General features: G+C 67.4%; 12 protein-coding genes. 6 read left to right on the top strand and 6 right to left on the bottom strand.

The window, feature by feature from the left end; genetic code table 11:
* The first annotated feature begins 25 nt into the window (after positions 1 to 25).
* The 4 genes from J8I82_RS27195 (at position 26) to J8I82_RS27180 (ending at position 3,889) form a co-directional block, all read left to right on the top strand.
* Positions 26 to 961 (top strand): LysR family transcriptional regulator, encoded by a 936-nt coding sequence (locus J8I82_RS27195; RefSeq protein ID WP_209761941.1) that lies wholly within the window; start codon positions 26 to 28, stop codon positions 959 to 961.
* A gap of 397 nt (positions 962 to 1,358) precedes the next feature.
* Positions 1,359 to 1,688 carry a FeoA family protein gene (locus tag J8I82_RS27190; protein ID WP_209762015.1) on the top strand — a complete coding sequence of 110 codons (330 nt, stop codon included), beginning with the start codon at positions 1,359 to 1,361 and terminating at the stop codon, positions 1,686 to 1,688.
* 13 nt (positions 1,689 to 1,701) lie between these two features.
* Positions 1,702 to 3,561, top strand: coding sequence for a ferrous iron transport protein B (gene feoB / locus J8I82_RS27185; protein ID WP_209761940.1), 1,860 nt, complete (start codon positions 1,702 to 1,704; stop codon positions 3,559 to 3,561).
* Between the two features lie 13 nt (positions 3,562 to 3,574).
* Positions 3,575 to 3,889, top strand: a complete 315-nt coding sequence (locus tag J8I82_RS27180) for a DUF6587 family protein (protein WP_209761939.1) — start codon at positions 3,575 to 3,577, stop codon at positions 3,887 to 3,889.
* Between the two features lie 620 nt (positions 3,890 to 4,509).
* On the opposite strand, the gene J8I82_RS27175 is transcribed toward J8I82_RS27180, so the two are convergent.
* Complete coding sequence (locus J8I82_RS27175) at positions 4,510 to 5,814, bottom strand: hypothetical protein (RefSeq protein ID WP_209761938.1); 1,305 nt, start codon at positions 5,812 to 5,814, stop codon at positions 4,510 to 4,512.
* A 662-nt stretch (positions 5,815 to 6,476) separates the two neighbouring features.
* Between J8I82_RS27175 and J8I82_RS27170 the strand changes: the two genes are divergently transcribed.
* A complete protein-coding gene (locus J8I82_RS27170; RefSeq protein ID WP_209761937.1) occupies positions 6,477 to 7,121 on the top strand; it encodes an OmpW/AlkL family protein in 645 nt (214 codons plus the stop codon).
* Between the two features lie 79 nt (positions 7,122 to 7,200).
* On the opposite strand, the gene J8I82_RS27165 is transcribed toward J8I82_RS27170, so the two are convergent.
* Positions 7,201 to 8,688, bottom strand: coding sequence for an AMP nucleosidase (locus J8I82_RS27165; protein WP_209761936.1), 1,488 nt, complete (start codon positions 8,686 to 8,688; stop codon positions 7,201 to 7,203).
* A gap of 188 nt (positions 8,689 to 8,876) precedes the next feature.
* Here J8I82_RS27165 and J8I82_RS27160 point away from each other — a divergent pair, with 188 nt between their 5' ends.
* Positions 8,877 to 9,266, top strand: a complete 390-nt coding sequence (locus J8I82_RS27160; protein WP_209761935.1) for a GNAT family N-acetyltransferase — start codon at positions 8,877 to 8,879, stop codon at positions 9,264 to 9,266.
* A gap of 55 nt (positions 9,267 to 9,321) precedes the next feature.
* Here J8I82_RS27160 and J8I82_RS27155 read toward each other — a convergent pair whose 3' ends face one another.
* From J8I82_RS27155 to J8I82_RS27140, 4 genes are all read right to left on the bottom strand, one after another.
* Positions 9,322 to 10,074 (bottom strand): NADPH-dependent F420 reductase, encoded by a 753-nt coding sequence (locus tag J8I82_RS27155; protein ID WP_209761934.1) that lies wholly within the window; start codon positions 10,072 to 10,074, stop codon positions 9,322 to 9,324.
* Between the two features lie 92 nt (positions 10,075 to 10,166).
* Entirely contained in the window at positions 10,167 to 11,159 is a 993-nt protein-coding gene (locus J8I82_RS27150) for an MBL fold metallo-hydrolase (RefSeq protein ID WP_431831586.1), read from the bottom strand.
* A 299-nt stretch (positions 11,160 to 11,458) separates the two neighbouring features.
* Positions 11,459 to 12,427 (bottom strand): Bug family tripartite tricarboxylate transporter substrate binding protein, encoded by a 969-nt coding sequence (locus J8I82_RS27145; protein WP_209761932.1) that lies wholly within the window; start codon positions 12,425 to 12,427, stop codon positions 11,459 to 11,461.
* Between the two features lie 35 nt (positions 12,428 to 12,462).
* Positions 12,463 to 12,807: an AtuA-related protein gene (locus J8I82_RS27140; protein WP_209762014.1), complete on the bottom strand. Its 345-nt coding sequence runs from the start codon at positions 12,805 to 12,807 to the stop codon at positions 12,463 to 12,465.
* Positions 12,808 to 12,821: the final 14 nt, after the last annotated feature.

Genomic DNA, 12,821 nt, shown 5'->3' with positions numbered 1-12,821 from the left:
CGATCAATACAAATTTTGTATCGCCATGGAATTCCGTCACTTGCGCTATTTCCTTGTGCTGGCAGAGGAACTGCACTTCGGCCGGGCAGCGCGCCGGCTTGCCATCTCGCAGCCGCCGCTGTCGCTGAACATCCAGCAGCTTGAAGCCTCGGTCGGCGCCCGCCTGTTCGACCGCGACAGCCGCGGCGTGCGCCTGACCGCGGCGGGACGCGCCTTCCGTGAGTCGGCCACGGCCTTGCTGGCGCAGGCCGAAGCGGCGCGGCTGCTGGCGCGCGAGATCGAAGCGGGTGCCATCGGCCGGCTGCGGGTGGGTTTTGTCGGCTCGATGCTGTATCGAGGCCTGCCGCAGCTCCTGCGCGGCTTTGAGGCGGCTTACCCTGGCATCCAGGTGGCGCTGACCGAACTGAACTCGCAGGAGCAGATCGATGCGCTGCTGCACGACGAGCTCGACGCGGCCTTTATCCACACCGGCCGGGTGCCCGACTCGCTGCGGGCCACGCGGGTGCACACCGAACCGTTCGTCTGTTGCCTGCCGGCGGACCACCCGCTCGCGGCGCAGCCGGAGCTGCCGCTGGCTGACCTGCGCGGCGAGGCCTTCGTGCTGTTCTCGCGCAAGGCGTCGCCGGATTACTACAGCCGTATCTTCGATATGTGCGCGGCCCAGGGGTTTTACCCTCAGATCCGGCACGAAGTGCGCCACTGGCTCTCGGTGGTATCGCTGGTTTCGCAGGGCATGGGTGTCGCCCTGGTGCCAGCGGCACTGGCGCGCTCTGGCATGGCAGGCGCAGCGTTCCGGCCGCTGGCAGGCACGGCGGTGCGCTCTGAAGTCTATTGCGTGTGGAAGACGGCGCCCGACCATCCCGCCCGCGACAACTTTGTGGCGATGGTCGCCGCGCAGGCGGCGCCGAAAGAGATGGCGTCCAAAGAAAAAGCCACCGGCGCTGCGGCCGATGGCTTGTGAAGTACGCGTGGAACGGGGTGTTCAGCGTGCTTGCAGCTTAACGCCGCAGGCTTGCGGCATCCAATAACGCAAATGCAGTAATTGCATCATGCTGCATGAAACCTGTTGCATTAGGTTTTGGACAACCGAACTCCGCAACGGTGGCGCGCATGTGTGCGACCGCGCGGACGTGACTGCCGTCCCGCCTTAAGCTTGACCCCTTCGAAGGTGCTGTCACCGGTTATCATTCGCCTCCTGCCGCGTAGCGGCATGGCGGCTGGCGTGCCCGGCACTTGTGGGGCGTCGTCCTGCCCTATTTGCGATACAATGAAAACGATTTTCATTTACGTACCCGGCGAGGTCATGCCGGCCGCAATTCGGCCGCGTTGGACGACCGCGCCCACGGACTGGAAGCATGATGCGGTTGTCTGAACTTCCACGGCGCACGCCCGCCGTAGTGCAATCGGTGGACGACGCCACGCCGGGCGACCCTGTCGCGCGCCGCCTGCGAGAACTTGGCTTTGTCCCCGGCGAGATCGTCCAGGTCATCGCCTATGGTCCGTTCGGCATGGATCCTCTGGTCGCGCAGATCGGCTTTACGCGCTTTGCGCTGCGCCGCGTGGAAGCGGCGCGCATCGGCGTCGAGCTTGTTAGCGCCTCGGTGACCAGCATCGCGCCCGCCGAAGCGGGCGAACAGGCCGGCGCCACGGCGCCCACACCGAACGAGCGGACCAAGCGGACCGCCTGAGCCCTTCCGGAATATGTCTGCAGCAGCTTCCCCGACTCCTGCCCTGCGCATCGCGCTGGTAGGCAATCCCAATTGCGGCAAGACCGCACTGTTCAACCGACTGACCGGCAGCCGACAGAAGGTGGCCAACTACGCCGGCGTGACCGTCGAGCGCAAGGAAGGCCATTTCGTCTCCCCCGCCGGACGGCAGGTCCGCATTCTGGACCTGCCGGGTGCCTACAGCCTGCACGCGGCCAGCCTGGATGAAGCGATCACGCGCGACGTCTGCCTGGGCGTGCGCGCCGGCGAGCAGCGTCCCGACCTGCTGGTCTCGGTGGTGGACGCGACCAACCTGCGCCTGCACCTGCGCTTCGTGCTGGAACTGCGCCGGTTGGGCTTGCCGATGGTGGTGGTGCTCAACATGAGCGACGCCGCCGCGCGCCGCGGCATCCGGATCGACCGCGACAAGCTGGCTGCCGCGCTGGGCGTGCCGGTGGTCAGCACCGTGGCGGTCAAGCGCGACGGCGCGGCAGCACTGCTGGCGCTGCTCGACGGCGCCCTGCCCGCCGTGCCCCCGTCTACGCCCGAACCAGCCAGCGATATCGACGTGCACAGCGAAGTCAACCGCATGCTGGCCGCGGCGGTCAGCATGCCGGCGCGCACCGCCGCGCTGGACGACCGCCTCGACCGCATCGTGCTGCACCCGGTGTTCGGCCTGCTGCTGCTGGCGGTGCTGCTGTTCCTGATGTTCCAGGCAGTGTTCTCGTGGGCCGAGCCGCTGATGGACGGCATCGAGGGCGGCGTGCACTGGGCCGGCGCACTGCTTGGCGCGCATCTGCCCGACGGCCTGCTCAAGAGCCTGCTGGTCGACGGCCTGATCGCGGGCCTCGGCAGCGTGGTGGTGTTCCTGCCGCAAATCCTGATCCTGTTCCTGTTCATCCTCACGCTGGAAGAATCGGGCTACCTGCCGCGCGCCGCATTCCTGCTGGACCGGCTGATGATGGGCGCGGGGCTGTCCGGGCGTTCGTTCATTCCGCTGCTGTCGAGCTTTGCCTGCGCGATCCCTGGCATCATGGCCACGCGTACCATCCAGGATCCGCGCGACCGCCTCACCACCATCCTGGTGGCGCCGCTGATGACCTGCTCGGCACGGCTGCCGGTGTACGCACTGCTGATCGGCGCCTTCATCCCCGAACGCACGGTGATGGGCCTGTTCAATCTGCAGGGGCTGGTGCTGTTCACGCTGTACGTGGCCGGCATCGTCAGCGCGCTGGTGGTGGCCTATGCGCTCAAGTTCTTCCGCCGCGGCCGCACCGACCATCCGCTGCTGATGGAGCTGCCGTCGTACCGCATCCCCAATGTGCGCGACGTGGCCATCGGCCTGTGGGAGCGTGCCCGGATCTTCCTGTCACGTGTGGGCAAGGTGATCCTGACGCTGACCGTGCTGCTGTGGTTCCTGTCGACCTTCCCGGCGCCGCCGGAAGGCGCCACCGCGCCGGCCATCGACTACAGCTTTGCCGGCATGATCGGCCACGCGCTGCAGAAGGTGTTCGCGCCGGTGGGCTTCAACTGGCAGATCTGCATCGCGCTGGTGCCGGGCCTGGCCGCGCGCGAAGTGGCGGTGGGCGCGCTGGCGACGGTATATGCGCTGTCGGGGAGCGAGGAAGCCATGGCCACTCAGCTCGCGCCGATGATCGCGGCGCAATGGTCGCTGGCTACCGCGCTGGCGCTGCTGGCCTGGTATGTATTCGCGCCGCAGTGCATTTCGACGCTGGCGGTGATCCGCCGCGAGACCAACTCCTGGAAGGTCATGGCAGGGTCGATCGTGTACCTGACCGGGCTGGCCTACCTGGCCGCGTTCGTCACTTATCGCGTCGCGCTGCTGTTCAGCTGACGCCCTCGCTGCCATGACGCTCTACCACGCCATCGAAACGCTGCTGGTCCCGCTGATCGTGCTGGCGTGCGCGGTATCGGTGGTGGCGCGCTATGCGCCGCGCACGCGCGAGCGCGTCAAGGCCGCGCTCGCGACACGCCTGGGCGGCGGCGCCGCGAGCGGCTGGCGCGGCCGGCTGGTGCGCTGGCTGGCCCCCCAGGCGGCCTCGGGCTGCGCCAGCGGCTGTGACGACGGGCGCTGCAACACCTGCGGATCCAACACCGCCAACGCCACCGACGCGCAAGGAAAGCCTGCCGAGCAGGTCGTTCGCTTCGTGCGCAAGCGCTGAACGGCGCGTCTTTTCCCTTTTTTTCCCTCCATTTCCACTTTCGTAGCTCGTTTACTCCTGTACGCAGAAATGGGTACGGCCGCTGCTCGCGCGGGATGCGCTCGCCGCAGTTTGCGAGCATTCGTGCTGCGACCCAGGGCGGGCTGGCGAGCGTGCGCCGCAGGCCGCGCAGGCCGGTTGAGTGATGCGCAGAAATGGGTACGCCGCGGCTCGCGCGCGATGCGCTCGCCACAGTTTGCAAGCATTCGTGCTGCGACCCAGGGCGGGCTGGCGAGCGTGCGCCGCAGGCCGCGCAGGCCTGTTGAGTGGTGCGCAGAAATGGGTACGCTCTGCGTGCATGGCACTGGCTGGCGTGGGCTGCGCTGCTGGCAATGCGCGAGCTTGGCGGAGCTGGCGGGGGCTCTGTTGCTGCCTGAAGCTGATTTTTGTTGTCACGCAGAAATGGGTACGCTTTGCGAGAAATGTCGTCGCGCCAGGAACCACCGACCCTCCTCCATGCCTGTTTCCGGCAAGCGGCGCAGAGGGCCAACCAGCGCCGACGCGGGCAGCTGCGGTCCACACCAATGCAAAACGCCCTCCGGATCGGAGGGCGTTTCACTTGCGCGCGGGAACGTTGCTGCTTACTTGACGGTACCGACGAAGACCAGCTTCAGCGGCGTGTTGTCCGCGATCGCGGTGCAGGTCGCGGTGATGGTGAAGTCGCCGGCGGCGGTGCCGGTCGCGCGCACCTGATTGGGCAATGCAAACATGCTGGGCGTCAGCGACACGGGCCCGGTGTGCTCCCATGCCCAGTCCTTGCACTCGGTGTACTGTGCATCATCGCCAAGGTGCTTCATGCGTGCGGTCACCTCCACCGGCAGCGCTTGCAGCAGCGTCAGCGGTTGCTGGATGTCGCCGACCAGCGCCCAGGTGGGATTCTCAGTCACGGCCAGGCTGGCCGTCGAGCTCACGCCCAGCTTGGTGCTGACGGCGGTCACCGTCAGCGTGCTCTGGACCGGGCCGGTGCCCTTGGCAAGGCTGCTGCTGACCGTGGCGTCGTGCGTACCGGCGGCTTCCGAAGCCGACAGGGTCGGCGAAGTGTCGGTATAGGTCCAGGTGCCATCGAAGTCGGCCGTGACGTCCTGGCCGTCGTTGCGCAGCACGCGCGAGGTGAAGCTCGCCGGGCGTTCGCTGAACACCTGCAGCGCATCCACCGGCTGGCCGTTGCTCGTCGTCACCACGCGATAGGTGGCCGAACCGTTCTTCGCGACCGTCACCACGATGACGCCGCCGATCGCGCGGCCATCCGGCGCCGTGACCGACACTGACACATCAGCCGTCACCGCCGCGGTGGTCGAGCTGTTGCTCGCCTTCAGCGTGGCGCTGTTCTGGCTGGCCGTCACCTGGACCGCGGTGGCGCTGCTCGCCCACGCCCAGCTGTTGACGCTGGCCGAGACGTCATTGCCATTGCTGTCGATCAGCGACACCTTGACCGGCAGCTCCTGGCCATCGCTCATCGACAGATTGGTATTGGGAATCGACAGGCTGTAGCTGACCACGGAAGCCGGCACCACGGTAATGGTGGCGGTCTGCGCAGGCAGCGTGGTGGTGGTGTTGTCGGCGTTCCTGACCGTCGCGACCACCTGCACGTTGGTGGTACCGGTGGCGATGCCGCGGACCACCGCACTGGCCGGCGTAGCCGCGACCGGTTCGACCGTGGCAACGCCATTGTCGACGCTGCTCCAGGTGAACACCGTATTGCCGCTGACATCGACGCCGTTGCTGTCCACCGCCAGCGCGCTGATGGTGAGCGTGCGGCCCACGCCAACCTCGCCCGAGGTCGTGCTCATCTTGACCGTGAAGGTCAGCGGCGTGGTCGCGGCAGGCGTGGCGGGCGAGCTCGAGCCACCGCCACCACCGCCGCAGCCGGCCAGCATAAATGTCATGGCAGTGCCTGCCAGCCAGGCTGCCCAGGTTCTCAGTCTCATGATGTTCCCCCGTGTGTTTTTTCCCGCGCTACCAGACTAGGCGCAACGGTTCCGGCGCAATACCGGCCAGATGACTGAGGGATAACGTACGGACCTGGCGCGTGCCTCATGCTTTCAGCGCACACGCACCGTCCTTCGGTCGAGCCGGACCGGCATGACGGGGGTGGCGAAGCGGCGCAACACCGCCGTTTGGTGCAGCCCTTACCCTGATCGGATTCGGACGCGCCGGCGCGAGTGAGCACGAACGCAATCGCGCGAAGACCCGATCCACGGCGCTCGCTGCAGGGGGATCCGAAGAAAACCGGTGTGCCCCGCCCCCACGGAGCACACCCGGAAAGACGCCCTTGCGGACGCCCACGACATGCCCGGTGCCACGGCGCCCGCCTGCGCGTGCAAGCGTGCGGGCGCTGATCTCCTGCACAGCGTAAGGGCTGGCGCGCCGGCGTGCCACGAATGATTCCGCATGTGGTTATTAGCGGAGATTGCTGCCGCAACAGCGTTGTCGCGGGATCGCGACGCCCCGTTTGTGGCGACTTCCCGACTTGTTCTGCGTCAAGGTCCGCACGGACCCGCTCGGCCAAACTGGCCGCGGACTCCTTACCAGACCAAGACAAAACATCATGAACAAGCTCTCTCTCCGTACCCGGGTCACCTGCTCCGCCATCGCCGCCGGCGCCATGCTTGGCGCCTTTGCCGCGCCCGCCCTGGCCGCCGACGACGGCCAGGGCAACTGGATGGTGCGCCTGCGCGGCACCTATCTCGACATGAGCAAAAGCTCCGATCCGGTCGGCGGCGTGGGCGCCTCGAACCGCATCACGGTCAACAACAAATGGATCCCCGAGCTCGACGTCACCTATTTCTTCACGCCGAACTTTGCCGCCGAGCTGGTGCTGACCGTGCCGCAGAAGCAGAACGTCTATCTCGACGGCAACAAGATCGGCACCTTCAAGCACCTGCCGCCGACGCTGCTGTTCCAGTACCACCTGATTCCGAACGGCACGTTCCGCCCGTATATCGGCGCCGGCCTGAACTTCACCCGCATCTATGGCGAAAACATTGCGAATGACACGCTGCAGCTCGACAGCTGGAGCGTGGGCCCGGCGCTGCAGATCGGCATGGACTACAAGCTGACCAAAAACTGGTTCCTGAACGCCGATATCAAGAAGATGTGGCTGCGGAGCGACGTCAAGGCCGGCGACGTCAAGGTGTCGCAGGTCAGCCTGGACCCGTGGGTGTTCAGCATGGGCGTGGGCTATCGTTTTTGATACTGGCGGTTCGCCATGAAAAAAAGGCCGGCGCCATCGGGCGCCGGCCTTTTTCCTTGGCGCGACGGAACGCCGCGGACTAGCGGAACGCCGGCTCGTCGAAGCTGCGCAGCTTGCGCGAATGCAGCTGCTCGACACCGTTTTCGCGCAGGATGCGGATTGCCTCCAGCCCGATGGTCATATGCTGGCTGACGCGCTGCCGGTAGAACGCATTGGCCATGCCGCGCAGCTTGAGCTCGCCGTGCAGCGGCTTGTCCGAGACGCACAGCAGCGTGCCGTAGGGCACGCGCAGGCGGAAGCCGTTGGCGGCCACCGCGGCGCTTTCCATATCGATGGCGATGGCGCGCGACTGGTTGAAGCGCGCGTACAGCGACTTGGACTTCAGCTCCCAGTTGCGGTCGTCGGTGGAGACCACGGTACCGGTGCGCATGCGCGTCTTCATCTCGTTGCCGGACAGGCCGGTGACACGCGCCACCGCTTCCTGCAGCGCCACCTGGATCTCGGCGATCGGCGGCACCGGCACCCACGGCGGCAGGTCGTGGTCGAGCACGTGGTCGTCGCGCACGTAGGCGTGTGCCAGCACGTAGTCGCCCAGTTGCTGCGAGCGGCGCAGGCCGCCGCAGTGGCCGACCATCAGCCAGCAATGCGGGCGCAGCACGGCAAGATGGTCGGTCATGGTCTTGGCGTTGGACGGGCCCACGCCGATGTTCACCAGCGTCACGCCCAGCTTGTCTTCGCGCACCAGGTGGTAAGCCGGCATCTGCGGCAGCGCGCGCGGACGGGTCGCGTCTTCGGGCTCGGCGCCGCCGAGGTCCTGCCCCACGTCACCAGGCTCGACGAAGCGGGTGTAGCCGCCGCCGTCGCTGCTGCTCATCAGCGCACGGCCCAGCGCGACGAATTCATCGACGTAGCGCTGGTAATTGGTGAACAGCACGAAGCGCTGGAAATGCTGCGGCGCCGTGCCGGTGTAGTGGTACAGCCGCTGCAGCGCCAGGTCCACGCGCTCGGCGGAGAACAGCGACAGCGGCCAGGCCTCGCCAGGAATCGGCTCGTAGGTGCCGTTGGCGATGCCGTCATCGATGCGGCTGAGCTCGGGCAGCACGAACGAGGCCTCCAGCTCGCGCGCCTGGGTGTAGCTGATGTCGGTGGTCGAGGCCTCGATCACGAACGGCAGCGGGATCGGGCGCCGGCTCAGCCCAACGACCACCGGGACGCGGTGGTAGCGCATCAGACGTTCGATCTGGTCGCGGTAGTAGTCCGCCAGCAGGTCCGGGCGGGTCACCGTGGTGCCGTACACCCCGGGATAGGCCACCGTGCCCCAGGAGGGACGACTGTCGGTGACCATGGTCTCGATGTTGACCGAGATCCCGAGGTACGGATAGCAGGCGTGCGCGGCCGAGGGCAGCGGCTTGCCGCTGGCGAATGCATCGAAGCGCGCGCGCACCGCGCCGACCGAGGCGTCGTAGATCTCGCGGATGCGCGCCAGCGCCGCATCTGCGTCAGGAAATTCGGCGAGCTGGTCGGCCGGATGGGCTGAGGAGAAGACGGGGGCATTCATGCAGGCCATGATACCCCGCCCGCGCGCTGGCGTGAGCAGCACCCCCACCCCGCCGGAAGCCAAATTGACGCGCCCGCGCCCGCTCGCTACACTCCGCCAATTGTGCGGCGCGGGTTCCCGTGCCGTTCTCGACTCGCGGCGCCCCTGGTGGCAAGGGGCGGCGAGGGGCCGTACATGCTTTACTGGGAGAGCCGCCAATGGAAATCCGTAACCTGTTGCCCGGGGACATCGAGGCAGCCAGACAACTACTGATCGCCAATGGCTGGTCCAACCGGATAGGCGGGCCCGACAAGTTCGCACGGCTGGTGGCCAATTCCCAGCGCGTGGCCGTGGCGGTGGAAGACGGGGAGATCGTCGGCTTCGCCCGGGCCCTGTGCGACGACGTCTCCGACGGCTTCCTGTCGATGGTTGCGGTGGCCCCGAGCCAGCGCCGGCGCGGCATCGGCCGCGCGCTGGTGCGATACGTGATGGGCAACGATCCCGATATCACCTGGGTGCTGCGCGCGGCGCGCTCTTCCGAAGCGGCGTTCTTCGGCCAGCTCGGTTTTACGCCGTCGATGGTGGCGATGGAGCGGCGCCGTCCCTGAGGCGGCGCGACAGCCGGCCTGCTCCGCCCCCCTGACTGACCCTCGCTTGCGCGCTTTACGGCGCGCTCATCTTGCGCCGGAATTCCTCGGCCGTACCAACCTGCCTGAACAGCGGCCCGCCCGGCGCAAAGCGGTCAGCGCTGGACAGCGGACCCACCACCACCGGCTCGAAGCCCGCATCCCGCACCAGTTGCGCCGCCACGTCCAGCGCAGCCTTGTCGTCGCCAGCGATCGGCACCGCGACCAGCCCGCCTTGCCGGTGGTGCTCGCTGGCGAACTGCGCCGCCCCCATGAAGTTGAACGCCCGCACCACGCGCGCGCCGCGCAGGTAGCGCGCCGTGGTCAGGCCGATGCCGTCGCGCCTGGCCTCTTCGGCGATCGGGCCGTCGCGCTGGTCGAAGGCGTTGGTGGCGTCGAGCACGATCTTGCCCCGCCACGCGTCGGCGTGGTCGCGGCTGAGCTGCGGCAGGGCGCCGTAGGGCGTGGCGAGGAACAGCACATCGGAGAAGGCGATGGCCTCGGCCACGGTGCCGGCCCGGGCAAGCGTACCCATTTCTGCGACCATCGGCTTGAGGGCTTCGGGATGGCGCGAGGAGAACAGTACGGGGTGTCCGGCCTTGACCCACAGCCCGCCGATGGTGCCGCCGATGCGGCCTGCGCCGATCACGCCGATGGGCTGCGCCGCGGCATTGCGGCCGGCGGCCTGTGACCGCGCAGCGCGCGGCAGGCTGGCGGCGAGTGCAGCGCAGGCAGCGGCGCCCAACAACAGGCGCCGTTTGGGATCAATCGGGGATGCAGGGGTTGCCATGGCGCGCCTCCGGCAAGGGACGGTGGCTCGCGCCGGTCCGGCGCGGGCCCATGGCATGACTCTAGGCGAAAAAACGCGGCGTGCGCTCCGGCCTATCGATCCGCGCGGATCGGGCCGTACTCTGCCGGCACCCAGGTATAGCCGGCCGTGTCGCGGCGCACATGGCCCAGCCCGGGGAACGGCAGGTGCGCGCCGCCCACCCACAGCTTTCCCCTCGCCGCATCGGCCAGGATGCGCTTGCGCGTGATCACCGCGGCGTGGCTGTCGGTATCGAACTCGATCGCCACCTGCGGACGGCGGAACTGGACCGCATGGCTGTGGACGATGTCGCCCCACAGCAGCAGGCTGTCCTTGCCCGAGGTGAACAGGTAGCCACTGTGGCCCGGCGTATGCCCATAGGCGGGCAGCGCCCGCACGCCCGGGATCGGTTCGGCACCATTGCCGCCGTTGAAGGTACGGAACCGGTTCGCCGCCTGGTACGGCGCGACCGCGGCGCGTGCCATCGCGAACAGCCTCTGTGCTTCCTTCGGCGCCGCGGCGGCATTGGCTTCGTTGAGCCAGTAGTCGGCGTCGGCCTTGTCGACATGGACCGTGGCGTTGGGAAAGGCCGGCTGCCCGTTCACGGCGAGGCCGCAGGCATGGTCGCCATGCAGGTGCGTCAGCAGCACGGCGTCGACCTGCTCCGGCGCATAGCCCGCCGCGCGCAGGTTGTCGCCGATGCGCCCGAGCGTGGGGCCGAAGCATGCCGCCGCGCCGGTATCGACCAGCACCAGGCTGCTGCCCGTATTGACCAGGTAGGCGTTGACCGCGGTCTGCATGCCCGGCGTCGACTCGACGAACATCCGTGCCAGCAGGCTTTGCACTTCGCGAGCGCTGGTGTACTTGAGGATCTTCGGGTCGAGGTCGATGTAGCCGTCGTACAGCGCGGTGACTTCCAGCTGGCCGATCATCATGCGGTAGTAGCCCGGCACCTGCGTCTTCTGTTGCGCCGCGGCGGCATGGGCGGTGCCGGTGGTGGCTGGCAGCAGGGCGGTTGCCATCGAGGCGGCCAGCACCAGGGCAGGCAGGCGCAGCGCCTTGTGCATGGCGTGGCCAGGTCGGGCGATGGCGTGGTGCGCGGCGGACTGCAGCTTCATGTCTGGTTCCTTGTTGTTGGTTGTTGTCGAGGAAAACAAAGGCGTATGTTAAGCCGGATGTCGCCTCACCGGAAAAGCACGCAGGACGCCAAGGACCGCGGCAATGAACAACGCGGAACAACACGGAACGACACAGGAAACAGCCACGCAGAAATGGGTACGCCCGACCAGAGCGTACCTACTTCTGCGTAAAAAACGGGGCCACGCGGCCCCGTTTTCCATTCATGCGAGCTTGCAGCGAGTCGTCGTCATTCAGGCTGGATATTCGCGGCCTTGATGATGCGGCCCCATTTGCCAGACTCCTGCGCCTGGAATTTCGCGAGCTCGGCGGGCGTGCTGGTAAACACTTCGGTGCCTGTCGACTGGTAGAAGCTGGCCGCGGCGTCGCTGCGCGCGGCCTTCACCATCAGCGCGTTCAGTCTGGCCACCACCGGCTGCGGCGTACCGGCCGGCGCATACGCCGCAAACCAGTAGCTCATCTCGTAGCCCTTGACGCCGGCCTCGTCGATGGTCGGCACGTCAGGCGCCAGCGGCGAGCGCGCCTTGCCCGATACGCCAAGCGCGCGCAGCTTGCCGCTCTTGACCTGCGGCAGGCCCGTGGCGGTATCGGTGATCATCATCTGGATCTGGTTGCCGAGCAGGTCAGTGATCGCCAGCGGATTGCTCTTGTACGGCACGTGCAGAAGCTCGACGTGCGCCATCTGCTGGAACAGCTCGCCGGCGATGCGCGACGACGAGCTGCCGCTGCCGAAGCTGAGCTTGCCCGGTTGCTTCTTTGCCAGCGCGATGAACTCGCCCACGGTCTTGGCCGGCACTTGCGGATTGACCACCATGATCTGGCCCCCGCGGCCGAGCGCGGTCACCGGCGCATAATCCTTGACCGGGTCGTAGGGCAGCTTCCTGAACAGGTGCTCGTTGGCCGCATGCGTGGTGTTGGTGCTGATCAGCACGGTGTAGCCGTCGGGCGCCGCCTTGGCGACGTCAGACGCCGCGATAAAGCCGTTGGCGCCGGGCTTGTTGTCGACCACCACGGTGACCTTGCTGTCCAGCGTGATGGCCTGGCCAATGGCCCGCGCGAGCTGGTCGGTGGCGCTGCCCGCGGCAAACGGCACCACGAAGCGGATCGGCTTGTCGGGGAATTCGGCCCACGCCTGTCCGGCGGGCAGGACCAGTGCGCACAGCGCGACGGCGGCCAGTGGCTTGAGGAATCGGTGCATCGTTGTCTCCTGTCGAAATCGTTGTTGGTGCGGATTCAGGGTGCTGCCGGCACCAGCCGAGGCGGCAGCGGGATCTGCAGCTGCAGCAGGCGGAACGACAGCGCCTTGCCGTGGGTGTCGAGGTTGAGCGCGTCATTGACGCCGCCGTCGAGCACGCCGTCGATGACGAAGTTCATGGCGTGCAGCGACGGCACCAGGTAGCGCGTCACGGCGCTGGGCCGGCGCTCGCAGAACAGCGCGCGCACGGCGTCCTCGGTCACGTGGGCAACCAGGTGTTCATAGTCACGCGCATCGTAGGCGATCACGCTGATGTTGGAGCGGTCGCCCTTGTCGCCGGTGCGGCCGTGGGCGAACCGGTAGAGCGCGGTGGTGGTATCGATCGTGGTCATGGGGG

The organism is Cupriavidus consociatus (assembly GCF_017814975.1).
Classification (GTDB): Bacteria; Pseudomonadota; Gammaproteobacteria; order Burkholderiales; family Burkholderiaceae; genus Cupriavidus; species Cupriavidus consociatus.
The sequence above is the reverse complement of the archived record's forward strand: the minus strand, read 5'-3'. Positions and strand labels throughout refer to the sequence as shown.